The 25,747-nt window shown below is 50.1% G+C and carries 20 protein-coding genes, 1 other RNA gene, 1 pseudogene and 1 other annotated feature; of the genes and pseudogenes, 5 read left to right on the top strand and 17 right to left on the bottom strand.

The genetic code is table 11. The annotated features are described in order from the left end of the window. Positions 1 to 5 precede the first annotated feature (5 nt). Positions 6 to 413 carry a cysteine metabolism transcriptional regulator CymR gene (gene cymR / locus KNP04_RS08290; protein WP_026826435.1) on the bottom strand — a complete coding sequence of 136 codons (408 nt, stop codon included), beginning with the start codon at positions 411 to 413 and terminating at the stop codon, positions 6 to 8. Between the two features lie 60 nt (positions 414 to 473). Between cymR and KNP04_RS08285 the strand changes: the two genes are divergently transcribed. Next, on the top strand, positions 474 to 1,790 hold the full coding sequence (locus KNP04_RS08285) for a replication-associated recombination protein A (RefSeq protein ID WP_214875324.1): 1,317 nt from the start codon (positions 474 to 476) through the stop codon (positions 1,788 to 1,790). A 12-nt stretch (positions 1,791 to 1,802) separates the two neighbouring features. Here the strand turns inward: KNP04_RS08285 and KNP04_RS08280 are convergent, their stop codons facing one another. The 3 genes from KNP04_RS08280 to KNP04_RS08270 form a co-directional block, all read right to left on the bottom strand. Then, positions 1,803 to 2,570, bottom strand: a complete 768-nt coding sequence (locus KNP04_RS08280) for a tRNA threonylcarbamoyladenosine dehydratase (protein ID WP_214819470.1) — start codon at positions 2,568 to 2,570, stop codon at positions 1,803 to 1,805. Between the two features lie 95 nt (positions 2,571 to 2,665). Then, positions 2,666 to 2,852, bottom strand: a non-coding RNA gene (ssrS, locus tag KNP04_RS08275) — 6S RNA. 74 nt (positions 2,853 to 2,926) lie between these two features. Then, positions 2,927 to 4,141 (bottom strand): DASH family cryptochrome, encoded by a 1,215-nt coding sequence (locus KNP04_RS08270; protein WP_214875323.1) that lies wholly within the window; start codon positions 4,139 to 4,141, stop codon positions 2,927 to 2,929. Between the two features lie 336 nt (positions 4,142 to 4,477). On the opposite strand from KNP04_RS08270, the gene KNP04_RS08265 reads away from it, so the two are divergent. Beyond that, the gene (locus tag KNP04_RS08265) at positions 4,478 to 5,131 is read left to right on the top strand and encodes a YczE/YyaS/YitT family protein (protein WP_214785253.1); all 654 of its coding nucleotides are present in this window, start codon (positions 4,478 to 4,480) and stop codon (positions 5,129 to 5,131) included. Positions 5,132 to 5,159: 28 nt separating this feature from the next. On the opposite strand, the gene KNP04_RS08260 is transcribed toward KNP04_RS08265, so the two are convergent. Both KNP04_RS08260 and KNP04_RS08255 read right to left on the bottom strand, forming a co-directional pair. Then, positions 5,160 to 6,200 carry an alcohol dehydrogenase family protein gene (locus KNP04_RS08260; protein WP_214875322.1) on the bottom strand — a complete coding sequence of 347 codons (1,041 nt, stop codon included), beginning with the start codon at positions 6,198 to 6,200 and terminating at the stop codon, positions 5,160 to 5,162. Between the two features lie 101 nt (positions 6,201 to 6,301). Continuing rightward, a complete protein-coding gene (locus KNP04_RS08255) occupies positions 6,302 to 8,014 on the bottom strand; it encodes an ABC transporter ATP-binding protein (RefSeq protein WP_214875321.1) in 1,713 nt (570 codons plus the stop codon). A gap of 120 nt (positions 8,015 to 8,134) precedes the next feature. On the opposite strand from KNP04_RS08255, the gene KNP04_RS08250 reads away from it, so the two are divergent. Then, the gene (locus KNP04_RS08250) at positions 8,135 to 8,485 is read left to right on the top strand and encodes an iron-sulfur cluster biosynthesis family protein (RefSeq protein WP_214875320.1); all 351 of its coding nucleotides are present in this window, start codon (positions 8,135 to 8,137) and stop codon (positions 8,483 to 8,485) included. Then, positions 8,482 to 8,679 (top strand): hypothetical protein, encoded by a 198-nt coding sequence (locus KNP04_RS08245; protein WP_214875319.1) that lies wholly within the window; start codon positions 8,482 to 8,484, stop codon positions 8,677 to 8,679. Before KNP04_RS08250 ends, KNP04_RS08245 begins: the two co-directional genes overlap by 4 nt. A gap of 106 nt (positions 8,680 to 8,785) precedes the next feature. Here KNP04_RS08245 and aspS read toward each other — a convergent pair whose 3' ends face one another. The 7 genes and pseudogenes from aspS to secD form a co-directional block, all read right to left on the bottom strand. Further along, positions 8,786 to 10,558 (bottom strand): aspartate--tRNA ligase, encoded by a 1,773-nt coding sequence (aspS, locus tag KNP04_RS08240; RefSeq protein ID WP_214785258.1) that lies wholly within the window; start codon positions 10,556 to 10,558, stop codon positions 8,786 to 8,788. After that, positions 10,555 to 11,835: a histidine--tRNA ligase gene (hisS, locus tag KNP04_RS08235; RefSeq protein ID WP_251129910.1), complete on the bottom strand. Its 1,281-nt coding sequence runs from the start codon at positions 11,833 to 11,835 to the stop codon at positions 10,555 to 10,557. The genes aspS and hisS overlap by 4 nt, the downstream gene beginning before the upstream one ends. 43 nt (positions 11,836 to 11,878) lie before the next feature. After that, positions 11,879 to 12,113 (bottom strand) — a binding site (T-box leader). A gap of 38 nt (positions 12,114 to 12,151) precedes the next feature. After that, complete coding sequence (gene dtd, locus KNP04_RS08230; RefSeq protein ID WP_031421442.1) at positions 12,152 to 12,595, bottom strand: D-aminoacyl-tRNA deacylase; 444 nt, start codon at positions 12,593 to 12,595, stop codon at positions 12,152 to 12,154. 16 nt (positions 12,596 to 12,611) lie between these two features. Further along, on the bottom strand, positions 12,612 to 14,801 hold the full coding sequence (locus tag KNP04_RS08225) for a RelA/SpoT family protein (RefSeq protein ID WP_074035181.1): 2,190 nt from the start codon (positions 14,799 to 14,801) through the stop codon (positions 12,612 to 12,614). Between the two features lie 189 nt (positions 14,802 to 14,990). After that, positions 14,991 to 15,509 (bottom strand): adenine phosphoribosyltransferase, encoded by a 519-nt coding sequence (locus tag KNP04_RS08220; RefSeq protein WP_214819456.1) that lies wholly within the window; start codon positions 15,507 to 15,509, stop codon positions 14,991 to 14,993. A gap of 1 nt (position 15,510) precedes the next feature. Then, the gene (recJ, locus tag KNP04_RS08215) at positions 15,511 to 17,805 is read right to left on the bottom strand and encodes a single-stranded-DNA-specific exonuclease RecJ (RefSeq protein ID WP_214875317.1); all 2,295 of its coding nucleotides are present in this window, start codon (positions 17,803 to 17,805) and stop codon (positions 15,511 to 15,513) included. A gap of 99 nt (positions 17,806 to 17,904) precedes the next feature. Next, a pseudogene (secD, locus tag KNP04_RS15370) lies at positions 17,905 to 20,125 on the bottom strand (protein translocase subunit SecD). Between the two features lie 211 nt (positions 20,126 to 20,336). Between secD and zupT the strand changes: the two are divergent. Next, positions 20,337 to 21,197 carry a zinc transporter ZupT gene (zupT, locus tag KNP04_RS08200; RefSeq protein ID WP_214875315.1) on the top strand — a complete coding sequence of 287 codons (861 nt, stop codon included), beginning with the start codon at positions 20,337 to 20,339 and terminating at the stop codon, positions 21,195 to 21,197. Between the two features lie 36 nt (positions 21,198 to 21,233). On the opposite strand, the gene KNP04_RS08195 is transcribed toward zupT, so the two are convergent. From KNP04_RS08195 to queA, 4 genes are all read right to left on the bottom strand, one after another. Continuing rightward, positions 21,234 to 23,006: a methyl-accepting chemotaxis protein gene (locus tag KNP04_RS08195; RefSeq protein WP_214875314.1), complete on the bottom strand. Its 1,773-nt coding sequence runs from the start codon at positions 23,004 to 23,006 to the stop codon at positions 21,234 to 21,236. 184 nt (positions 23,007 to 23,190) lie between these two features. Beyond that, positions 23,191 to 23,469: a preprotein translocase subunit YajC gene (gene yajC / locus KNP04_RS08190; protein ID WP_031421435.1), complete on the bottom strand. Its 279-nt coding sequence runs from the start codon at positions 23,467 to 23,469 to the stop codon at positions 23,191 to 23,193. Between the two features lie 84 nt (positions 23,470 to 23,553). After that, positions 23,554 to 24,699: a tRNA guanosine(34) transglycosylase Tgt gene (gene tgt, locus KNP04_RS08185; protein WP_214794295.1), complete on the bottom strand. Its 1,146-nt coding sequence runs from the start codon at positions 24,697 to 24,699 to the stop codon at positions 23,554 to 23,556. Next, positions 24,696 to 25,739: a tRNA preQ1(34) S-adenosylmethionine ribosyltransferase-isomerase QueA gene (gene queA, locus KNP04_RS08180; RefSeq protein ID WP_143406650.1), complete on the bottom strand. Its 1,044-nt coding sequence runs from the start codon at positions 25,737 to 25,739 to the stop codon at positions 24,696 to 24,698. Before queA ends, tgt begins: the two co-directional genes overlap by 4 nt. Positions 25,740 to 25,747: the final 8 nt, after the last annotated feature.

Genomic DNA, 25,747 nt, shown 5'->3' with positions numbered 1-25,747 from the left:
CGTTCTTAAATATAAAACATATAGCCGTCTGACTCTTCCTCGGCAAGATCGGCGAGTGTCGTTTCGTCAAGGACGGTATCGATGGCTTCTTTGATTTTATCCCAAAGTTTCCGTTTCACCGCATCATCTGCTTCAGAATCTTCGACCACGGCTAATGGTCCTTCGAGTAAGCGAATGATTTCACCCGCCGTCACTTCTTCCGCCGGTTTGACGAGCTGATAGCCACCGTACGCGCCGCGTACGCTCTTGACGAGTCCTCCATTGCGGAGTGGACCGATCAATTGCTCTAAATAATGCTCCGGCAACTCATGGCGTGCCGCAATCTTCTTTAAGCTGAGCGGTTTGTTGTCTGTCTCTCGCGCCAACGCAATCATGATGGTTAAGCCATAACGGCCTTTTGTCGATATTTTCATCTTCAAGTCTCCTTCTGTTATACTAATCGAACAAACGTTTGTCGAAAGGAATGGTTACGTATGCCTGATTTGTTTCATCAATCGAATGGCGGACCGCTCGCCAATCGCATGCGCCCCGAAACGTTAGATGACGTCATCGGACAGCGCCATATCATCGGTGAGGGCAAGCTACTTCGCCGTGCCATCGAAGCCGACCGACTCGGTACGATTATCCTATACGGTCCACCTGGCACCGGGAAGACGACACTCGCCCGTGTCATTTCGAATTACACGAAAGCGACATTTGTCCAATTGAACGCCGTCACAGCCAAACTCGATGAATTGCGGAACGTCATTCGTGAAGCGGAGTCCCGGTTTGACTATGAGGACGAGCGCACGATTCTCTTTTTAGATGAGATCCATCGATTCAACAAGCTTCAGCAGGATGCGCTACTCCCTGCCCTTGAGTCCGGAAAGCTCGTCCTCATCGGAGCGACGACCGAAAACCCAAGCTTTGAAGTGAACGCCGCCCTCTTGTCACGGGCAACCGTATTTCGGCTTGAGCCACCTGGTGCCGAGGAGTTACGGATCGTCCTTGAGCGTGCGCTACACGACTCACGCGGGCTCGGAAATTACCCGGTGAAGATGGATGAAGCTGCCGCTGACCATTATATCAAAATGGCGGATGGTGACTACCGTGTCCTATTGAATGCACTCGAACTCGCCGTCTTGACAACACCAGAAGTGGATGAACAAATTCACATCACGCTCGAGGTCGCGGAAGAATCGATTCAACAGAAGTCGATCAAATACGATAAGACGGGTGACCGACATTACGACGTCATCTCGGCGTTTATCAAATCGATTCGTGGGTCGGACCCCGATGCGGCGCTATACTGGTTAGCCGTCATGATCGAGGCTGGCGAATCGCCGCGCTTCATCATGCGTCGCCTTTACGTCCATGCCGCCGAAGATATCGGAATGAGTGATCCGAACGCACTACTCATCGTGGATGCGGCGGCTCGAGCGAGCGAATACATCGGTTTCCCGGAAGCCCGCATCCCGATTGCAGAAGCCGTTCTCTATTTGGCGACCGCACCAAAATCAAATGCGGTCATCACCGCCATCGATAAGGCACTCCATCACGTCCGGACAGTCGAGGGTGGACCTGTCCCCGTACATCTCCGTGACGCTCATAGTCCAGGGGCTCGCGAACTCGGAAACGGGGTCGGATACAAATACCCACACGATGAAAAAGATGGGTTTGTCCCTCAAAACTACTGGCCAGAAAACTTAGCCCGTAAACGACCAACCTACTATAAACCGACACCACGTGGATTCGAGCAACAGATTCAAAAACGGCTCGATTATTGGGAAAAACGACGCGACTCGAAATGAGCCAGCGTCGTTTTATTTTTGGATGCGGTTGATTTCGACGCCCGCTTTTTCGAGCAAATCGTTAATGACGTAACCGGCAGCCACAAGTCCTGCAACCGATGGGACGAACGCGTTCGAACTCGGTGGCATTTTCGCTTTGCGGATCGGAGCGTCTTTCTTCCCGACGACTTCGTTCACGTCTTCGCGTGTCACGATCGGAGACTCGTCAGAGAAGACGACCGGAACACCTTTGTAGATTTTTTCTTTACGCAGACGGGTACGGACCATCTTCGCGATCGGGTCGTATGACGTGTCTTTAATGTCGACGACTTTGATACGTGTCGGGTCCATCTTGTTTGCCATCCCCATGCTCGAGATGACCGGGATGCCGCGACGCTTACATTCAACGATTAAATGGATCTTATAAATGATCGTATCTGAGGCGTCGATGACGTAATCGATATTTTGAGCGAAGAACTCCTCATATGTCTCTTCTGTATAAAACATTTTCAATTGGACGAGGTCTAAGTCCGGGTTGATGTCGAGGAGACGTTTCCCCATCGCTTCGACTTTCGGTTGACCGACCGTCGACAATAAAGCGTGGATTTGACGGTTGACGTTCGTGATGTCGATGTCATCTTTGTCGACGAGGACGATGCGCCCGACGCCACTGCGCGCAAGTGCCTCTGCCGCAAACGAGCCGACGCCACCAATTCCTAAAATCGCGACCGTTTTATTCTTTAAAGCATCAAGGCCTTCAGAACCGATGGCCAATTCATTTCGTGAAAACTGGTGTAACATATTTCTTCCTCCAACTAATTCTATTTTCTCATACTATTTTACTCGGAATTATAATCAAAAAAAAGACGTCTCGCGACGTATTTACAAAAAAATCGATGGGGCCCGGAGTGCCGTGACGATGCCCTGCTTTTGAACCTGCGTATGCAGGTGGGTGACCTAGCGTTTCCTTCACAAGTCCTCCTGCACGTGATGAGGCAGTTGATCTGGTTAGCAGTTCGGTCTCCCGTATTCAAAGTGTTGGCTCAAAATAACGAAGGCGGCTCTCGTACACCTCAGGTATCCCATCTGTTGATTTAACTATAGCGCTTCTGTAAAAAGAAGTCAATGAGAAACACCGACTTCTCGTGACAGTTTGGTCACAACCATTTGTTACGAAACGCACGATCTGGATCATATGTGAACTGCTGACGATCGATGTTGAAACGTCGGTCGCGTGAGTCGTTTCCGACACCCGCCTGGTACGCCCAATTCCCCCAATTACTCGCGACATCGTAATCGATCAGTTTCGATTCAAAGTAGGCAGCCCCGTAACGCCAGTCTTGCTCTAACTCTTTGGCGAAATAATTGGCCACGATTTGTCGTCCCCGATTGGACATCCAGCCCGTCGCATTCAGTTCACGCATGAACGCATCAACGAAATCGACACCCGTCTCTCCCCGTCGCCATTTTCCGATGACATCCGGATCGACTCGCCAGTCTTTTCGTTTCGAGCGGATGCCTTGTGACCGAAATAATTTTTTCCCTTGTTCGAGTGCAACCCATTGGAAAAATTCACGCCACAACAGTTCAAAGTAAAGCCAGTAGGTCGATTCGTTCACCCCATGCGTTCGTTCATGCGCTTCAAGTTCAAAGAACACTCTCCGTGGCGATAATGACCCGTTCGCCAAATACGCAGACAGCTTCGTCGAGTCATCGACTCCAAACCCATTCCTCGTCTCTTTATATGTCCGAATCGGTACGGACAAATAGTCATTCAATCGACGCTTCGCAGCCAGTTCGCCACCTTTAAACGGAAATGCCGTCCTTGGGTCTTGCTCGACTTCTTGAACCGGAAACGGGAACGTCACCTCGCGCGTAGCAGCAGTCGCCTTTCGGGAGATCAATTCACGAGGACGGACATCGTATTCGACCTTTTTTCGGAACTCCGTAAAGAGAAACGGCATTTTCTCAAACGGGATGTCATCCTCTTCAAATAACGTGAATCCATCGAACGCCTCGTACTCTCCTTTCCACTTTTTCATCACCTCGTCTTCACGTCGGCGCTCATTGTACCCGATGGCCCGTTGAAACAAGAGACGGTCGGTCGGGTCGAGTGTTTCAAGCGGATGACCGACATGGACAAAAAATGGGATTCCGAGTGCGTCTAACGAACCAGCCACATCTTCTAACGACTCTTTCAAGAAATGAAGTCGTTCGCTCCCGAGCGGAATCACGCCATAACGATTTTCGACAAGTTGTTTCGGACTGATAAAATAATGACCTTCAATCGGATCATCATGACGTAGTGCCTCCTCGAGGGGTAAATGATCATCGACACGTAAATCGTTTTGGTACCAAATGATTGTTTTCATGAATAGACCTCCTCCACTCCTTAGTATGATGGGTTTATATGCAGTTCATAAGAATAGAATGTGCTAGAGATATGTTTTTAAAATCAATTTGTGTGGAATATATTGTTCTAGAAGAGAAAGGGGTGCAGCATTATGGCTAAGAAAGGCAAAATGGGAACATTGATCAAAATCGCAACGGCGGTTGCTCCGTTCGTCTACGATTACTATAAAAAGAACAAAGCAAAAAAATCACCGAAGAAATAACACTCACGTCTCAGCCAACAAGCTGAGGCGTTTTTTTCATGTTTTCAAATCGAATGTGCTAAGATAAATCAATGATTTTATTGAAACGAGGCGATGTTCGTGCAAGTCCGATCCATCCACTTTTTACGTATTCTCTTCAAATGGGGTCTTTTCATGACCGGGCTGTTCTTACTCGCACTCGGGTCATCCATCATGATCACGGCAGATCTCGGTGTCTCCACCTGGGACGTCCTCCATATCGGGATTGCCCATCACCTTCCGATTTCAATCGGAACTGTCATCTTATGCGTGGGACTTCTACTCGTCTTGTTCAAATACATACTCGACCGAATCCGCCCTCAATTTGGAACTCTCGTCAACGCGGTCTTTGTCGGAGTATTTATGAACCTGATCTTAAACGAGCAATGGCTCCCGACATTCGATGGCTTATTTGTAAACGTCGTTTGGCTCACGTTCGGGATATTCGTCATGGGGATGGGAGCCGGCTTGTACGTCGCCGTCGGGTATGGAGCCGGTCCACGCGACGGACTGACACTCGCCTTAGCAGACCGGTTTAACACGTCTGTCCGTTCCATGCGGACCTGGATGGAGCTGATCGCCTGTCTCATTGGTTGGGCGCTCGGTGGACCGCTCTTCTTCGGTACCGTCCTATCCATCTTCCTCATCGGTCCGTTCTTCCAGTTCTGGTTGGAACGCTTCCGTCTGTTCATCGCCTACGTCGATCGCCTGAAAGTCAAATTTGCATGAAAAAGAGAGGGATCACTCCCCTCTCTTTTTATGTGTTCGGAATCAAGACGATCTTTCCGAACTTACCTGATTGTTTGAAATAGGTTTGTGCCTCACGCGCTTCTTCGAGTGGGAACGTCCGATCGATGACCGGCTTTAACTTCCCTTCTGCAATCGACCGCAACATTTCAGCGAACTCATGACGTGTCCCGAGTACAGACCCATACATGGCAATATGCTTCAAGTAGAGTGTCCGAAAATCGAGATGGGTCGTCTGTCCACCAGCAGAACCGGATATACAGAACTTCCCGCCCTTCTTCAAGACTTGAAGAGACACACCAAACAACGCATCCCCGACAACATCAAGCACCGCATCGACCGGACCACCGTTCGCAGCGATGATGTCATCCGCGAGCGTCTCAGAACGATAAGAAAAGACTTCCGTCGCCCCGAACGCTTTCAACGCTTGCTCATTTTTTAAATCACCGACGATGGCGAACACCTTTGCACCGAACACACTCGCCGCAATTTGAACGTTGAGCGAACCGACGCCACCGCTAGCACCTGTGACGACAATCGTCTCACCTGAACGGATGTGTAACTGTTCATTCATATGCCACGCTGTAAGTCCGCTCACAGAAAAGACCGCACTCTCGACAAAATCATCGAGTGGCATATCAAAACAAAGGTCAGCCGGCCAGGCTACGTATTCTGCATAACCCCCGTCATATTCTGACCCGATGAAGGACATATCGTCCGACAAATGTTCTTTTCGTTCTGGACCGCTCGAGGTGAACGGGAACAAGACGACGTGTCGTCCCATCATCCCTTGGTCGACCCCATCCCCGAGCTCGACGATTTCTCCTGTGATATCCGATCCTGGGATACGCGGGAACTGAACGCCTTCCGGACGCCAACCTGACTTCTCACCAGTTCCGTACGCCCCTTCTCGCATCCATATTTCTGTATTGTTAATGGCACAGGCGCGTACCTTGATCAGCACTTCTCCAGCTTTCGGTGACGGTTTTGGGATATCGACCACTTGGAGTTGATCGACATCTCCATATCCTACGACTTGTACAGCTTTCATGGTGTATCTTCCTCCTTCTCTTTCGCTCATCCATATGTATTTACCCACGAAGCACCCATACCACGCCAGAAAGGTCACCTTTTAGAGAGGTGACCTTCCGTTTACAGTTGCTGACGTTGTAATAGGTTCGTGAAGACACCGCCTTTTTGGCTAAGCTCTTCATGCGTTCCATCTTCTACGATTCCTTCTGCCGTCACGACAAGAATGCGATCGGCATTTTTTACTGTCGCTAAACGGTGGGCGATGATGAGCGTCGTTCGATTCGCCGCCAATTCATTGAGTGAATCTTGAATGATAGCCTCAGTTTCCGTGTCGAGCGCCGAGGTCGCCTCGTCCAAAATTAAAATCGGTGGGTTTTTCAAGAACATGCGCGCAATGGCGATGCGTTGTTTCTGACCACCAGAGAGCTTCAGTCCACGTTCCCCGATTTGTGTGTCGAGGCCGTGCTCGAGTTCCTCGACGAGCGTCCCGAGATGCGCTTTCTCGACCGCATGCATGATGTCCGCATCGGTGGCATCGAGCTTCCCGTAAGCGATATTCTCACGTAGTGTACCCGCAAACAAGAAGACGTCCTGTTGTACGATTCCGATTTGACGACGTAAGCTCTCTTTCGTCATGTCGCGGATATCCATGCCGTCGATCGAGATGGCACCATTCGTCACATCATAAAAGCGAGGGATGAGTGAACAGATGGTCGTTTTCCCCGCTCCGCTCGTCCCAACTAATGCGACGGTCGTCCCTGCCTTGATCGACAAGTCAATATCCGTCAACACTTGGCGGTAGTCTGAGTAGCCAAACGAAACGTCGTCAAAGACGATATCACCCTTCAACGTCTCGACCTCGATGGCGTTCGCACGGTTCTCGATATCTGGCTCTTCATCGAGCAACTGCGTGAATCGTTTGAACCCTGCCATCCCTTTCGGATACATCTCGAGAAGCGCCGTGATCTTCTCAATCGGCTTGATGAGTAAGTTCATGTACAAGATGAACCCGACGAGCTGTCCGTATGACAACTGACCCTCGTACGTTAAGTACGCCCCGTAGACGAGGACGAGCAACGTCATCAAACGCGTCGTGATGTAAATGCCCGCGAGCGACGTACTCATGACGCGATATGCCTCAATCTTCGAGCCTCGATAGAAGTTGTTGTCTTTTTGGAAACGTCCGATCTCGAACGCCTCGTTCGTAAACGATTGGACGACACGTGCTCCGGACACACTGTCCTCGACGCGTGCGTTCACTTCCCCGATATTCGTGTACATCTTTTGCCACGCCTTATTCATGTTCTTATTCGCATACGTGATCATGATGATCAGGAACGGCACCGCGACAACGGTGACGAGTGCAAGTTCCGGGTCGATCGAGAACATGATCCCGAACGCACCGAGTAACGTCATGATGGCGATAAAGAAATCTTCCGGCCCGTGGTGCGCCACTTCCCCGATGTCGAACAAGTCGTTCGTGACCCGGCTCATCAAATGTCCGGTCTTATGATTATCAAAGAATCGGAACGACTGTTTATGGATATGTGTGAACAACTCTTCCCGCATGTCCGTCTCGATGTTGATCCCGAGCTTGTGCCCCCAGTAGTTGACGACATACTGCATCATCATGGCCAATATGTATAAAATCAACAGACCGATGCTGACGATGATAATCCAGTTCCATTCCCCACCCGGCAACAAGTCATCGATGAACCATTGAACGGCGAGAGGAAACCCGAGTTCAAGCAATCCGACGAGAATCGCGAATGAAAAATCGAGGATGAATAACTTTTTATGTGGTCGATAATAACTAAAAAAACGTGAAATCATTCTCTTTCCCCCTTCTCAACACTCTAAGTGTACGCTTTTTTCCGAAAGGTGGAAAACAGGATGCATCCCTTTTTCATTCTTTTTTCAATCGGCGTATAATGAAAGTAAGGAGTGATACACATGCATGTACACATTACAGAACGTGCGCTCGAACGAATCGAGTCATTGAAAGGCGAACGCGAGGGACAAATGCACCTTTTCTATGAGACGGAAGGTTGCGGCTGTGGAAATAGCGGGATTTTCGAAATTCGATACGTCACGGAGAAGACCCCAGAAGACGTCGAAATCGAATCGAACCTTGGTCCGATCTTAATCAAAAACTGGACGAAAGTATTTTTAGACGAAGAGATGAAAATCGACTTCCTTGAAGACCGTCGTACGCTCGTCTTGAAAAGTGACGGACAAGTATTCAATTCGAACCTTCTCGTCACGGACGGCACAGGTTGCCAGTTGAACGTCCCGAGCCGATGAAACAGACGCTGAAACAACATCCGAGACTGCTCATTCTCTTTTTCGCGAGTTTCGGGCTTGGTCTGCTTGGAATTTATTTAGCGTTCATCGATTCAGTCTATACGATGTCCGCAGTCATCGCCTCGCTCTTTGCCTTTGGTTTCGCCTTGCAACGAACAGCAAAGTATATGCAGCGCGAGGAAGATAATCGTTAAAATAGACTACACTTCTATTTAGACATTTGTAATCTAGCAGTAAGTCAGAATATAATTTCACACACAGAAAAAGGAGATTCGCCTCAGCGAATCTCCTTTTGAATACTTATTTTTTCTCTTTTACTGCCGTACGAATCGACAACTCTTCAAGTTGTGCGTCCGCGACCGGGCTCGGTGCTTGCGTTAGCAAGTCGCTTGCCGAAGCCGTTTTCGGGAAGGCAATCGTGTCGCGAAGGTTCGAACGACCTGCAAGAATCATGACGAGACGGTCGAGACCGAGTGCGATTCCCGCGTGTGGTGGTGTACCGTATTCGAACGCTTCGAGTAAGAAGCCGAACTGTTCAACCGCTTCTTCTTGCGTGAAACCGAGCAATTTGAACATGCGCTCCTGAATATCACGCTCGTAAATACGCTGTGAACCACCGCCGAGCTCGTAACCGTTCAAGACGAGGTCATAGGCGATGGCGCGTACGCTTGCCGGGTCTGTCTCGAGAAGATGAAGATCTTCACGGTTTGGCATCGTGAACGGGTGGTGGTTCGCATAGAAACGACCGTCTTCTTCTTCGAACGTCACGAGTGGGAAGTCTGTCACCCATAGGAAGTTGAATTTCGACTCGTCGATGAGACCGAGGTCGTGTCCGAGTTTGACGCGGAGTGCGCCAAGGCTGTCGGCGACGACAGTTGGTTTCGATGCGACGAAGAGGAGAAGGTCTCCTGCTTCTGCATTCGTCGCTTCGATCAACTTCTGTGCGTACGTTTCGTCGAAGAATTTCGCAATCGGACCGTTCAAGCCTTCCGCTGTCACTTTGAGCCATGCGAGACCTTTCGCACCGTAGACCGCTGTGAATTCTTGAAGCTTGTCGATGTCTTTACGTGAGAAGTTGTCCGCCTCACCTTTGACATTGATTGCTTTGACTTGTCCGTTTGATTCGAGTGCTGCGTCGAATACTTTGAAGCCGGCACCTTTCACGGCGTCAGCCACGTCGATGAGTTCGAGGCCGAAACGCGTGTCCGGTTTGTCTGAACCGAAACGGCGCATCGCTTCTTCATGAGTCATACGTTCGAACTTCGCTGGTGTGTCCGTACGACCGAGCGTCGATTCCATGACTTGTCCCATCATTGACTCCATCATCGCCATCAAGTCTTCGATGTCCATGAAGCTCGTCTCGATGTCGACTTGCGTGAATTCAGGTTGACGGTCTGCGCGAAGGTCTTCGTCACGGAAGCAGCGTGCGATTTGGAAGTAACGGTCAAATCCTGCGACCATGAGCAACTGTTTGAAGAGCTGTGGTGATTGCGGGAGTGCGTAGAACTCACCACCGTGGACACGGCTCGGTACGAGGTAGTCACGTGCGCCTTCAGGTGTCGACTTCGTCAAAATTGGCGTTTCGACTTCAAGGAACTCTTGCTCTGTCAAGAAGTTACGAATCGTGTTCGACGTCTTCGAGCGGAGACGGAACGTCTCTTGAAGCGCTGGACGACGAAGGTCGAGGTAACGGTATTTGAGGCGAAGGTCTTCTGAGACGTTTTCCGCTTCATCACCGATCGGGATTGGTGTCATCTTCGCCGCGTTCAAGATGTTGATCTCAGACGCGATGACTTCGATGTTTCCTGTCGGCATGTTCGGGTTCTTGTTCTCACGCTCGAGAACCGTTCCTTTTACGTCGAGGACATACTCGCTACGGATTGTTTCCGCGAGTTGGTGGACTGCTTCATTTTCTGGGCGTACGACGACTTGGACAATTCCTGTGCGGTCACGAAGGTCGATGAAGATGAGTCCCCCGAGGTCACGACGTTTTTGTACCCATCCTTTTAATTGTACTTCTTGGCCGATGAGTGACTCTGTCACGCGGCCGTTCATATGTGTGCGTCCGATCATTGTCCTGCTCCTTCCGATAGTTCACGAATTTTGTCTGCGACGGCCGAGAGTGGCACGTCAACTTGTTCACCAGTCGTCATATCTTTCAAGGCGGCTGCCCCGCGCTCTACTTCATCATCCCCTAAGATGACTGTGAACTTGGCTTTCAGGCGGTCCGCCTGTTTGAATTGTCCTTTGAACTTGCGTCCTTGGTAATCACGATCAGCCTTGAACCCTTCCATGCGAAGGAGTTGTAAGAGGCGTGTCGCCGTCAATTCGACTTCTTTCTCGCCTTGGGCGACGATAAAGACATCAAGACCTGTCTCGAGTTCAGGTAAGACTCCTTCATTCTCCAATGCGAGGATGAGGCGCTCCAATCCGATCCCAAAACCGATTCCCGGCATGTCCGGTCCGCCGATATCTTGTACGAGACCGTTATATCGTCCACCACCACAAAGTGTCGTGATGGCTCCAAATCCTTCTGCCTCGGACATGATTTCAAACGCCGTGTGCGTATAGTAATCGAGTCCACGAACGAGCGTCGGGTCGACTTCATAAGCAACGCCGAGTGCGTCGAGCTGCGCGAGTACTTGGTCGAAATAAGCTTTTGACTCTTCGTTCAAATATTCAAGGATCGACGGTGTCGTCTTCATCGATGGGTGATCGCGGTCAACCTTACAATCCAAGATGCGAAGCGGGTTCTTGTAAAGACGTGACTGGCAGTCTTGGCAAAGTTCGTCTGCCACCGGCTCGAAGTGACGGATGAGCGCATCGCGGTGGGCGTTGCGGCTTTCCGCGTCCCCAAGCGAGTTGACGACGACTTTGATTTTCTGAAGCCCAAACGACTTGTAGATCGAGTAGGCGAGGCTGATGACTTCAGCGTCAACGGCAGGGTCGCTACTGCCGATCGCTTCGACACCGTATTGGTGAAGCTGACGGAAGCGGCCTTTTTGAGGACGCTCATAGCGGAACATCGGTCCCATGTAGTAGAGCTTCGTCGGTTGGTCCGGATTTCCGAACAGTTTGTTCGTCACGAACGCACGGACGACAGATGCCGTTCCTTCTGGGCGAAGTGTGTACTCGTCTTTCCCTTTCTTCACGAGCGTGAACATCTCTTTTTGTACGATGTCCGTCGTTTCCCCGACACTGCGTGTGAACAGGTTCGTTGTTTCAAAGATTGGTGTGCGGATCTCTTTATAGTTGTAACGGGCGCTCATGTCGCGAAGTTTTTCCTCGACATATTGCCACGTCTCGACCGTGCCCGGAAGCAGGTCTTGTGTACCGCGTGGTGCTTTCATCATCACATTTCCCTCCTTAAAAATACAAAAAGACCCTCGTCCGCAAAGGGACGAGAGCCTGTGTAAGTTTCCCGTGGTACCACCCTCGTTGCAGAGCCATTACTTGAAACTCTGCCACTCGAAATCGGTTAACGCCCGATGAGACGGCTCCCCCTACTTGTTTTCAAGGGAGCACCTCCAAAGTGTCGTTCGGGTCATCATCCAGTCGATGCTTTCAGCCAAGGCATCGCTCTCTTTGCTGGTGGGTTGACCGTACTCTTCTTTATCATAGGTGTTTGACTATATGCTTCATGATGCCGAATCAAGCCGGCATCTGTCAAGCGTTTTTTTCGAGCATGAGTGTGACCGGTCCGTCATTGACGAGTGCGACGTCCATCATCGCACCGAAGCGTCCCGTCTCGACGACGAGCCCGTTTGACCGGAGTCGCTCATTGAATTTTTCATAGAGCGTCTCGGCCATATCCGGTTTTGCGGCCTTTGTGAAAGCAGGTCGCCGTCCTTTCATCGTATCTCCATACAATGTGAATTGTGAGACCGACAAGATTTGACCGGACACATCTTGAATCGATAAGTTCATCTTTTCTTGATCGTCCTCGAAGACGCGGAGCCCGGTCACCTTGTCGGCGAGCCAGTTCACTTCCTCTTCTGTATCTTCATGTGTCACACCGACGAGAAGCAAGTACCCGGCGTTGATTGCCCCGACGACTTCTTCCTCGACTGTGACCGATGCTTCTTTCACTCGTTGCAATAGTACACGCACGTTCCTCTTCCTTTCGTCACGTCATCATGACTCGGCTGACCGAGTACACGTCTGAGATTTGTTTGATGCGCTCGACGACTTTCTGCAAGTGATTCACGTTCGGAATCGAGATCGTCATCGAGATGCGAGCTTGTTTGTTTTGGTCGCCACGCCCGCTGACGGCCACGATATTCGTATTCGTCGCCGATACCGCTTGAAGGACGTCGTTCAAGAGACCTGAACGATCATATCCCGTGATCTCGATATCGACGTTATAGTTCTTCTCTTTCGCCTGTCCGACTTCCCATTCGACGTCAAGGAGACGCTCCGGGTGTTGTTCATTGACGATGTTCAAGCAGTCTTTCCGGTGAATCGAGACGCCGCGTCCACGGGTGATGTATCCGACGATTTCATCTCCCGGGACCGGGTTACAGCAACGGCTCATACGGACGAGCATGTTGTCGATCCCTTTGACCGTTACGCCCGCTTCCGTCGTTTTCTTCTTCGGTGCCTGACTGACTTTTAGTTCGCTGATCGCTTCAGAAAGTTCGAGTTTCGGCTCTTTCCGCTGTTTCTCCGTCAATTTATGTGCGACTTGAGCGGCCGTGATGCCTTGGTAACCGACAGCGGCATACATCTCTTCCTCGTTCCCGAAGTTGAACTTCTCGACGACGATACTGAGTGCCGGCTCATCGATCACTTCTTTCGGTTCAAAACCAAGCTTCTTGATTTCTGCCTCGACGAGATCTTTCCCTTTCTCGACGTTCTCTTCACGCTGTTGACGTTTGAACCATTGACGAATCTTGTTCTTCGCCTGACTCGAAACAGCGAGTTTCAACCAGTCCTTGCTCGGTCCATAACTGTGCTTCGACGTGATGATTTCAATGATGTCACCCGTCTCGAGTTTGTAGTCGAGCGGCACCATCCGACCGTTCACTTTCGCACCTGTCATCCGATGACCGATCTCCGTATGGATCCGGTAGGCGTAGTCGATTGGGACAGAGCCTTTCGGCAATTCGAATACGTCCCCTTTCGGTGTGAAGACGTAGAGCATATCGCTAAAGAAGTCGACTTTGAGCGATTCCATGAATTCCTCAGCATCGGTCGTATCTTTTTGCAATTCAAGAATCTCACGAAGGTGCGCGATCTTCTCATCGAACCCGTTCGTCGAGACGTTCTTCCCTTCTTTATACGCCCAGTGTGCCGCAATCCCGAACTCGGCGATGAAATGCATGTCTTTCGTCCGAATTTGGACTTCGAGCGGTTCACCTTTCGGCCCGATCACGGTCGTATGGAGCGACTGGTACATGTTCGGCTTCGGCATGGCGATATAATCTTTGAAGCGTCCTGGCATCGGCTTATATTGCGTATGGATGATCCCAAGTACCGCATAACAATCACGGATCGAGTCGACGATAATGCGGACCGCCATCAAATCATAAATTTCATTGAATTCTTTTTTATGTTTCACCATCTTATTGTAGATAGAATAGATATGTTTCGGTCGACCATTCACGTCGGCATCGATATGCACTTCTTCAAGAACCCCGTTCACTTCCGTGATGACAGAGGTGACGAGTGCTTCTCGTTCCGTCCGTTTTTGTTTCATCATCGAGACGATCTTATAGTATTGTTGCGGGTTAATATAACGTAACGAAATATCCTCGAGCTCCCACTTGATCGTCGAGATCCCCATCCGGTGTGCGAGTGGGGCAAAGATTTCTAGCGTCTCTTCAGCTTTTTGGACTTGCTTTTCTTTCGGCATATGCTGAAGTGTCCGCATGTTGTGGAGGCGGTCCGCGAGTTTGATCAAGATGACGCGTACATCTTCCGCCATCGCGATAATCATCTTCCGATGGTTCTCGGCGAGTTCTTCTTTTTTCGACTTGTATTTAATCTTCCCAAGTTTCGTGACGCCATCGACGAGCATGGCCACGTCCGGACCGAAGTCGTCCGTCAATTGCTGTAACGAAATATCCGTATCTTCGACAACATCATGTAAAAGCGCTCCGATAATCGTCGTGGCATCTAAGCCGATATCAACGAGAATGCCGGCCACTTGGACCGGATGGAGGATATAGGGCTCGCCCGAACGTCGGAACTGACCGGTATGATGAAGCTTTGCGTATTCGTAAGCGCGTTTCACTTCGGCTATATCGTCGTCACCCATATACTCCCCGAGCGCGTCGAGAAGATCCTCAATACTTACGATTTGTTTTTTGGTCATAACATTCGACACCCTTTTTCTTACCGCTCCAATCGACTCAGATTCGTCGCAGCATGGTAGTAGTTTATATTCAAGATTCTCTAATTTTTATAACCATTATCGAAAAAATCTGACGACCTGTCAAAGGTTGTAGGTTATTTTCCTCAAAAACTATTCAAAAACGGGAAGCATATGCTTCCCGTTTAAACATTAGTCTTCGTATCGGATGAGTGAGAAGACGTCATATCCTTCAAGACGCTCACGTCCACCGAGTCCGTCGAGTTCAATCAAGAACCCGATTCCTGCCACAACTCCACCGAGTTGTTCAATCATTTTAATTGTCGCTTCAATCGTACCACCTGTTGCGAGCAAGTCGTCAAGGATGACAACTTGTTGTCCAGGTTTGATTGAATCTTTGTGCATTGTTAAGATGTCCGTTCCGTACTCGAGACCGTATGATACACGTACTGTCTCACGTGGTAACTTTCCTTCTTTACGTACTGGTACAAACCCGAGTTCAAGTGCATAGGCTGCCGGGCAACCGACGACAAATCCGCGCGCTTCCGGTCCAGCAATCAACTCTGCTCCACGCTCACGTGCATAAGCGACGAGCTCATCTACCGATTTCTTGTAGACTTCGCCATTTTGCATGAGTGACGTGATGTCTTTGAAGCTGATTCCTTCCTTCGGGTAATCCGCTACTTCTTTAATATGATGTTTGAAATCCATTTTATGTGTATGCCTCCTGCATCTTGTTCGATCGCAACGATTGTAACCGCTCTTTGAGCTCCGCCAATGACGCGTATACGAAACGCTCTTCGAGTTGTTGGCGCCCAATCCGGCGTTGATAGCACGGTGCCTCGGTCAAATCGCGTTTCGGTGCTTCTGGATTGACTCCAGGCAGTCCGTCTTCCATTGTAACAAGAAATTCGAGTTCAGAGAATACTTGATGCATAAATTGAATCGTATTTTTTGACCATTTTCGTTCTTTTGACAGACGAATCAGGTTTTCACGTAGATTTTTCCGTTCGCATGTCGCCATGTGTACGTAATACGTTCGGAAATCCTCACGTGAAGGAAGCCGTTCAAAGAACGAGTCCCCTTGACCGAATGCGCAATAGATCCGTTCGACGCCTTCATGGAGTTTTTCTGCGAGGATGTCTTCATCGTCAGGCAAATCGAGCAGGACGACGAAACGATTGAGCGGTTCGTCTCCTTCATGGAGCGGGTAGTCTTCGGTTGTCCCTTGGAACGACAAGAACGACGTATGTTCTTTCGGTAAGTCTTTCAGCTCTTGTACCGATTTTTTCTTCCCGCGATAGTCGAACACTTGGAAGTCATCGACGCGTAAGTCTTGAATCATGAGCTGCGGCTTTCGCATCCCGTTCCATTCATTCACTTGAAGACTTCCCATCACCGAGATGTGGGCCATCTGTGAGATTTCCGAGACGACATGTCCGAACCCGAAGCCGATGCCGTCGAGTTCTCGCTTGTCTCCGGCGAGCTGTACTTTCAAGTGTGTTGCATCGCGTCCGATTTGACGAATATCGCGCAGTTTCGCATCTGCGACGACGACGCGTGGCGACGGGTTGCCCATGCCGAACGGCGCCAGTTTCGCAATCTCTGAAATCAAATCGAGCGAGACGTCATTGACCGTCAGTTTCAAATCGACGTTGACCCGTGGCACGAATACGTCATCTGGAATTATTTCCGCTTGGCGATTCAGTCGTTCACGCAATTCGGCGACATTCTCGGACTGAAGCGTCATCCCGGCTGCGGCCGGATGCCCCCCGAAGTGCGGCAAGATGTCTTCATTTTTCGAGAGTTCTTTAAATAGGTCAAACCCATCAATCGAGCGACCCGATCCCTTTGCCTTGCCCGTCTCCGGGTCGTGGCAAAGGAGAATGACCGGACGATAGTACGCCTCGACGAGACGAGAGGCGACGATCCCGACGACTCCCGGGTTCCACTTTTCACTCGCGACGACGAGCACACGGTCCTCGGTCATCGATGCCTCGACGAGTTCTTTCGCTTCAGCCGTAATCGTTTTGACGATGTCTTGACGTTCTTTATTCTGCTTATCGAGCTGTTTCGCAAGTTCGAGCGCTTCTTCGACATGTTCAGCTAAGAGCATTTGCAGCGCCGGCATCGCCGAATCGAGACGTCCCGCCGCATTGATCCGTGGACCGAAAGCGAAACCAACCGATTCTTCGTTTAACACGCTATCACCGAGACCACACACTTCACGTAATGCTAAAATGCCAGGTCGTTTCGAGGCTTCGAGTGCCGCGATTCCTTTTTTCGCGAGCAATCGGTTCTCACCGTCGAGTGGGACGAGGTCAGCAATCGTTCCGAGGACGGCCAAATCAAGGAGTTCCTCTGGCATTCTTCCTAAAACGGCGTGAGCCACTTTGAGGGCGACCCCCGCACCGGCGAGTTTATCGTATGGATATCTCGGGTCGATGTGCGGGTGGATGATGGCATACGCGTCCGGCAATGTCTCTTTCGGTTCGTGGTGGTCGGTGATGATCAAATCGACACCAAGGTCTTTTAACAGTGTCGCTTCTTCAATCCCTGAGATTCCACAGTCCACTGTGATGACCAAGGTGAACCCTTCGTTCGCTGCCCATTGGAACGCTTCCTTGTTCGGTCCATACCCTTCCGTGAAACGGTTTGGAATATAGCACTCGGCCATGACACCGATCTCGGTCAAGGCGTGCCACATGACCGAAGAGGCACTGACACCATCGACATCATAGTCGCCATAGATGAGTACCATCTCCCCCTCGTCTGCAGCCTGCTTGATCCGGGATACGACTTTTTCCATCTGTTCAAACAAATACGGGTCATGAAAGACGAGTTCTTCCTCGGCATACAAAAATGCCTTGGCCGCTTCTACATTTTGATGTCCACGCTGAACGAGCAATGTCGCGAGTTGTGCTGATATATTTAATTCGTTTTGTAAACGTGTGACGTCGTCCGGGTTCGTTTCCGGATAGAGCCACTGTTTCTTCGAATGGTACATGTCCTTCACTCCAATCAATTGTAGATTATAGCAGACCACGTGAAAGATGTGCCGTCTTGACATTTAAAAAGGTCTCCCGTTTGAAGGGAGACCCACTCGTTACGCCTCTGTGACCGGCGTATCTTTTTTCTTGTTGATCGTTGTGCGTTTGATGAGGAGCCACAAGTACGATGCGATGAAGATGGATGAGTACATCCCCATGAAGAGTCCAATAATCAATGCAAGCGAGAAGCTACGAATCGACTCGGCACCGAACACGTACAAGGCGATCGCCGTCACGAGTACCGTGATGACGGTATTGACCGAACGGACAATCGTCTCTTGAATCGATTTGTTGATGATCGACTCATAGACGTCCATTGAACGAATCTTCCGTTCTTTTTCATACGACGTGATGTTCTCCCGCACGCGGTCGAACGTAACAATCGTATCGTTGACGGAATAACCGATAATCGTCAGAATCGCAGCGATGAAGTACAAGTTGACCTCAATCCCAAAGAGTGAGAATGCGACGATCATGAAGAAGGCATCGTGTAACATCGCCACCACTGTCGCAACCGCATAGGAGAATTGGAAACGGACCGTGATATACAGGATGATCCCGATCGACGCAACGGCTACCGCATACAAGGCGTTTTTCGCCAAGTCACGACCGACTTGAGCCGACACGGTGCTGATGTTCGGGTCATTGCCGAACTGCTCCGTGAACGCCGTCTTGACGCTCGCGACTTCTTCTTGACCTAGTTGTCCGACGAACGTGACATATGCCAAACGTCCTTCATCTGCATACTGGACGCTCGAAATCTCTTGGTCAATCCCTGCGTCATTAAATGCTTGCGTGAACTCTTCTTGCGAGACACGTTCTTCTGTTAAAACCTCGACACGCGTTCCTGAGGCGAAGTCAATCCCAAGGTTCAATCCTCGGAAGAACAAGAGACCGATTCCGAGAACGACGATTGCCGTCGAAACCAAGAACATCGTGCGCATATGTTTGACGTAATTCCATTCAGTAAGCTTAAAGTTCACGGATTTCACTCTCCTTCACACCAAACCATCCTTTACGTTTGTCGAACAGACGACTTGAGACAAGGAGGTGCATCAAATAACGTGAGATGAATACGTTCGAGATGAACGTCATCCCGATTGAGATCATGAGCATGACGGCGAACCCTTTGACCGAACTTTGTCCAAAGTAGAACAAGACCGCAGCCGAGATAAGCGTCGTCAAGTTGGCATCAATGATCGTACTGAGGGAACGACGGTTACCGGCACGGAATGCCGACAAGACCGACTTCCCAGAGCGGAGCTCATCTTTGATTCGTTCCGCCGTGATGATGTTCGCATCGACCGCCATCCCGACCCCGAGGACAAGTGCCGCAATCCCTGGGAGCGTCAAGACCGCATTGATTCCATTGAAGAACAACATGATCAAGTTAATATACAGTACAAGCGTGATGATCGACACGAGTCCTGGTAGACGATAGAAGAACAACATGAAGATAAACACGGCAATGATCCCGATTGAAGCGGCAAATACCGTCTCTTCTAATGCGTCTTGACCGAACTGAGCCGATACCGACGTCGAGTAGATTTCATCGAGCTTGACCGGGAGTGCCCCTGCGTTCAAGATGTCGGCGAGTTGCTTTGCACTCTCAGCTGTAATATCCCCACCTGAAATAATAGCCTTGTCCGATAAGATTTGACTCGTGACTCGGGCATCTGAAACAATCTTCGAGTTCTCTTTTTGAATCTCTTCTTCGTATGTGTCGCCTTCTTCATAATCAAGCCAAATGACGAGACGATTTTCAGGTTCGGGAAGCTGTGCAATTTCAGCAGTTACTTCACCAAATTTTTCAGCCGATTGCAAGGTTAACTCAACAACCGGTTCTCCGCTGTTAGGATCGTACCCAAGGGCCGCACCACGCGGCGCCAAATCTTTCCCGTCGAGCAGAACGTTGTCGTTCACGTCACGGAACGTCAATTGTGCCGTAGACGAGATGACTTCCCGTGCTTCGTTTTGGTTCGATACGCCAGCGAGCTGGACACGGATTCGATTGTTTTCTTCGATTCGAACGTCCGGTTCGGATACACCGAGGACGTTGATTCGGTTGTTGATGGCGCGAACGGTTGCATTCATCGCCGACTCGTCGATGACGTCGCCGTCTTCGAGCGGTTGTACTTCATACAAAACTTCGAATCCACCTTTTAAGTCGAGTCCGAGGTTCGTGTTCTTGACGACCCAAGGTGTCGAGAACACAGCGAGCAGGATTGTCGCAATCATGATGATCGCGAAAATCGCAATATTGCCTTTTTTGTACATACGACTATTTCCTTTCTAAACCACTGTTCTTGATATAACTTCTCTCGTTAACATTACAAATTTTCTAAACATTTATCAATCATTTTCCTAAAATTGTAACGTCTATTCACTTTAATGTTGAGCTAATTTGCGCATGAGACTAAATGTTGCGCAAGGGCAAAACTTCATGTATGATGTAGCTAACATCACAACATCAAAGGAGTCTTTCCATATGGACAGTACAATTATTTTTGCATTTCTCCTTACCTTGTTTGCAGGACTTGCGACGGGAATCGGGAGTATGATCGCTTTCTTTGCGAAACGGACAAACACAGCTTTCTTGTCCATCTCTCTTGGATTTTCCGGAGGGGTCATGATTTACGTATCGTTCATCGAGATTTTCCCAAAGGCGCTTGAAGAGCTCGTCGGTGCACACGGGGAGTATACGGGAACGATTTACACCGTCCTCGCGTTCTTCGGTGGAATGTTCTTGATTGGTATGATCGATAAGTTCATCCCGAAAATGGAGAACCCGCACGAGGTCAAATTCGTTGAATCGATGCAGAACGACCCGTCAACGCAAGAGTTGGCAACGACAGCAACTAATGAAGCGGCTCCAATCAATCATCCTGAGACACAAAGTCGCCTAAAGAAAATGGGAATCTTTATGGCACTCGCCATCGGGATTCACAACTTCCCGGAAGGACTTGCGACGTTCATCTCAGCGCTCGATGACCCAGCCGTCGGTGTAGCCATCGCTATCGCGATCGCACTTCATAACATTCCGGAAGGGATCGCCGTCTCCGTGCCGATTTATTATGCGACAGGGTCACGGAAGAAGGCGTTCAAGCTTTCAATGTTATCCGGTCTCGCCGAGCCTGCTGGGGCTGCCATCGGCTTTTTAATTCTCATGCCATTCTTGAGCGACACAGTCTTCGGACTGTTGTTTGCAGCAGTCGGTGGAATCATGGTCTTCATCTCGCTCGACGAATTACTCCCTGCCGCCCGTGAGTATGGGCATGCCCATCATTCGATGTATGGAATGGTCGCCGGGATGATTGTCATGGCGACGAGTCTTATCCTATTAATGTAACGAGCAATGCCCTGACGCGAGGCGTCAGGGCATTTGTCATGTCGTCTTAAACACATGGACGACATCTTTTAATTCAGACGACATGTGGCTCATCGTTTCGGCGATGCTGTTGATTTCTTGGATGGCCGCGAGTTGTTCCTCAACGTTAGCTCCCGCTTCTTCGACGCTTCGTTGTGTCGAGACGGCGTTCGTGGACATGTCCTCGACCGAAACGGCAACTTCTGTCGTATTGGCACTGACTTCTTCTGTCGCCGCGGCAATCTCACTCATCTGACGCGACGTCTCTTCAATGACCGATACAATCTCGCGGAACGCCGAGGCGACTTCACCCATCTGTGATACCCCACTCTCGACATGCACGCTCGATTCTTCGAACGCCGTCTCGACTTGCTCCGTGTCTCGCTGGATATCACGGACGACTGTCTGAATTTGAATGGCAGATTGCTTCGACTCCTCGGCAAGCTTTCTCACTTCTGCCGCGACGACCGCGAACCCTTTCCCATGTTCACCCGCACGTGCCGCCTCGATGGCCGCATTGAGCGCAAGCAAGTTCGTCTGTTCCGTGATGGCCGTGATCGAACGTGTAATCTTCTCAATCTCAAGCGACTGATTCGAAAGACGGGTCACCATCTGTTGCGTGAGCTCATTGGCGCGACGAATCTCTTGCATTCGTTTCTCAGCTAATTGAACGGTCTCAAGTCCACCGTTTGCTGCTTCAAGTGTATGAATCGTCTGTTCGTTCACGCCTTGTGACGCTGCGGCAATCTGGTTCAACCCATCGACCGCTTGATTGACGCCGATCGTCCCTTCTTCCGCTCGTTTGGAAGACCCTTGGGCCGCCACATTCATGTCTTCAAACAAACGAGAGACACCTTGAGTCGTTGTCGCCACGTGGTCCGTACTCGCATACAGTTCTTCAGAATAGGCAGTGACTTTCTCGGAAGCTTCGCCAACTCGACGAATCAATCCGACAAGGTTATGTTTCATCTCGTTGAAAGCCATGACAAGGTCTCCGAGCTCATCGTTTGAGGCGACCTCAATATCTTCCCCCGTCAAATCGCCGCTCGCCATGATTCGTGCTTGACGACCGAGTCGGTTGATCGGTTTTAAGAAGAGGCGTTGTAAGGCAAGCAAGGACAGGATTCCGATTACGACACCGACGACGCTGATGACAAGCATCCAGAGGATCGAACTCTCCGCTTCGGCCTGTACAGCTTTCGTCTCGGACGCGAGGAGTTCACCTTTGTATTCGACAAGGTCTGTCACTGTCATCCGAACACGGTCCGTCGTCGGCGTCACGCTCGTATTGAGGACCGTCTTATACCCAATCTCATCTTGTTGCTGGCGAAGTTCGATGGCACGATTCATTTCACGGTCCAACAACTCGTTAAATTTCTCCAAATCGCCCAACCAAGATAAAATTTTCTCATCTGAAGAGGATGCCTTCAGTGAAGCCATCAACTCGTCACGCTGCTCTTGGACACTTTGCAGACTGATGAGTGTTTTCGGATTGGCAACGAGCATATAGTAGTTCAAATAACGTTCTGCATCGGTCACCGCAAGCGACAGATTTTCAGCCAACAACATTTCTTGCGTCCCCTCGCTCAACACCCGGTCATATGCAGCAGTCGATTGTCTCAGTTGATATGAACCAAGTGCTCCTACAAGGACGAGAGCAATAATTGTGGGAACTAGCGCGATTGACATCCGTTTTCTAAGAGACGAGCGTCCTTTCTGTTTTGTACCGCTCCGCTTCCATGTCCACCCTTTCCAATTCTTCATCGGTCGTACCAATCGTTTCACGTCCATGTCATCCGTTCTCCTTCATCTCGAATTTCTTCTCAACTTGACATTAATGCAAACGTTTTCATGAATCAAATCGATTTTTCGAAATGAGGTGGATGAATCACCTAATTGACATACTTTGTCAAAAAACAGTCGCTTTTCTATTTTAAAAAAAGCGTCCGACCATAATGGTCAGACGCTTACTTGCTTATTCCTCAAATGAGGCATTCGCTTTTTTCACGACTTCCGCAACTGCGCTTCGGTTGAAACGGAGAAGCGATTGATCGCATTTCAAAACGACATGTGTGTCTTCGATTTGATGAACGACGCCGTGTAAACCGCCGATTGTGACAACGCTGTCGCCACGCTCGAGGGCGTTTTGCATCGCTTGTACTTCTTTTTGGCGTTTCGTCTGTGGACGAATCAACAAGAAGTAAAATACGACGAAAATCAAGATCATTGGTAATAACGCAACGATTGTTTCCATGAGTAACATTCACCCTTTCCTTCAATATCAGGTTCATTATACCGTGAAACTGAAGCATTGTCACACAATGTCCGACACGTTTGCTTAGAAATTCTTCGCGTTCGGCTTGTTGTAGCCGTATTCTTCGAAGAACTCTTCTTTGAAATCGAGCAAACGGTCTTCGCGAATCGCTTGACGAACCTGCTCCATCAACTTCACGAGGAAGTGAAGGTTGTGTGTCGTACATAAGTGAAGACCAAACATCTCGTCTGCACGAATCAAGTGATGGACGTACGCACGTGAGTAGTTCTTACACGTGTTGCAGTCACACTTCTCATCGATCGGGCCGAAGTCTGTCTTATACTTCGCTTGCTTGATCGTGACGCGACCTTTCGATGTCATGAGCGTCCCGTTCCGTGCAATTCGTGTCGGGAGGACGCAGTCAAACATATCGATTCCACGAATCGACCCTTCAATCAACGCGTCTGGCGAACCGACACCCATCAAATAACGTGGTTTGTTTTCCGGCATGAGCGGCGTCGTGAACTCGAGGGCACGATACATGACGTCTTTCGGTTCACCGACCGAGAGACCGCCGACCGCATATCCCGGGAAGTCGAGTGAGACGAGGTCTTGTGCACTTTGACGACGAAGATCCTCATATTCCCCACCTTGAATGATTCCAAAGAGCGCTTGGTCTTCTGGACGCTCGTGTGCCTCAAGGCAACGTTCTGCCCAGCGGCTCGTGCGTTCGACCGACTTCTTCATGTATTCATGTGTCGCCGGATAAGGTGGGCACTCATCGAATGCCATCATGATATCCGACCCGAGTGCGTTTTGAATCTCCATCGCCTTTTCCGGTGACAAGAACAACTTGTCGCCGTTCAAGTGGTTACGGAAATGGACGCCTTCTTCTTGAATGTTTCGAAGATCAGCAAGCGAGAACACTTGGAAGCCACCTGAGTCCGTGAGAATCGCGCCGTCCCAGTTCATGAACTTATGAAGCCCGCCAGCTTGTTTGATGACCTCATGCCCTGGACGAACCCATAGGTGGTACGTGTTCGACAAGATGATGTTTGCACCCATGTCTTTGACTTGCTCCGGTGCCATCGTCTTGACGCTCGCTTGCGTCCCGACCGGCATGAAGACTGGTGTCTCAAACGACCCGTGCGGCGTATGGACGATTCCGTGCCGCGCTCCGGTCTGTTTACATGTGTGAATGTGTTCGTATGTGACTGCGTGTTTTGTCATTTTGTTACTTCCTTCCTCGTGATGAGCATCGCGTCTCCAAAGCTGAAGAAGCGGTATCGTTCTGCGACCGCAGTCCGATAAGCGTGTAAGATGATGTCGCGCGTCGCGAATGCCGAGACGAGCATGACGAGTGTCGATTTAGGCAAGTGGAAGTTCGTGATCAATCCATCGATTGCCTTCAATTCGACACCAGGGTAGATAAAGATGTCCGTCCAGCCCGATGACTCGACGAAATCCCCATGGTCTCGCATGATCGTCTCGAGCGTACGTGTCGATGTCGTGCCAACCGCGAAGATGCGACCACCACTCGACCGGACATCTCGGAGCGCTTCAGCCGATTGAGCTGACAACTCGAAATATTCACTATGCATCGTATGTTCTTCAATCGAATCAGCCGTCACCGGACGGAACGTACCGAGACCGACGTGAAGCGTGAGTGGGATCAATCGAACCCCTTTCGCCTTTGCTGCCTCGAGTAGTTCTTCTGTGAAATGGAGACCTGCTGTTGGAGCGGCTGCACTGCCTCGTTCCCGCGCATAGACAGTCTGATAACGATCCTGGTCATCGAGTTGTTCGCGGATGTACGGCGGGAGTGGCATCGTTCCGAGCTCGTCTAAAATCTCATAGAAGATTCCGTCGTAGTCAAACTTGAAGCGACGCCCTCCTTCCGGGAGTTCCTCGACGCATTCCGCGCGGAGAAGTCCGTCACCGAATTCGACGATGGAACCGACACGAACTTTTTTCGCCGGTTTGACGAGCGCTTCCCATACGTCGTCTTCCGTCTGTTTCAATAAGAGCAGTTCCACTTTCCCGCCTGTCTCTTGTTTCGCTCCGAAGAGACGAGCCGGTAAGACGCGCGAATCGTTGACGACGAGCGCATCTCCCTCGTTCAAGTAGTCGAGCACGTCACGGAAATGACGATGCTCGATGTCTCCTGTCTCGCGGTCCAATACGAGCAAGCGTGAGCTCGTCCGATCGAGCAATGGGACCTGGGCAATCAACTCTTCTGGCAATTCAAAATCATAATCGTTTACGTTCAATTGAATGT

The organism is Exiguobacterium sp. CH10 (assembly GCF_018617635.1).
GTDB lineage: Bacteria > Bacillota > Bacilli > Exiguobacteriales > Exiguobacteriaceae > Exiguobacterium > Exiguobacterium aestuarii_A.
The sequence above is the reverse complement of the archived record's forward strand: the minus strand, read 5'-3'. Positions and strand labels throughout refer to the sequence as shown.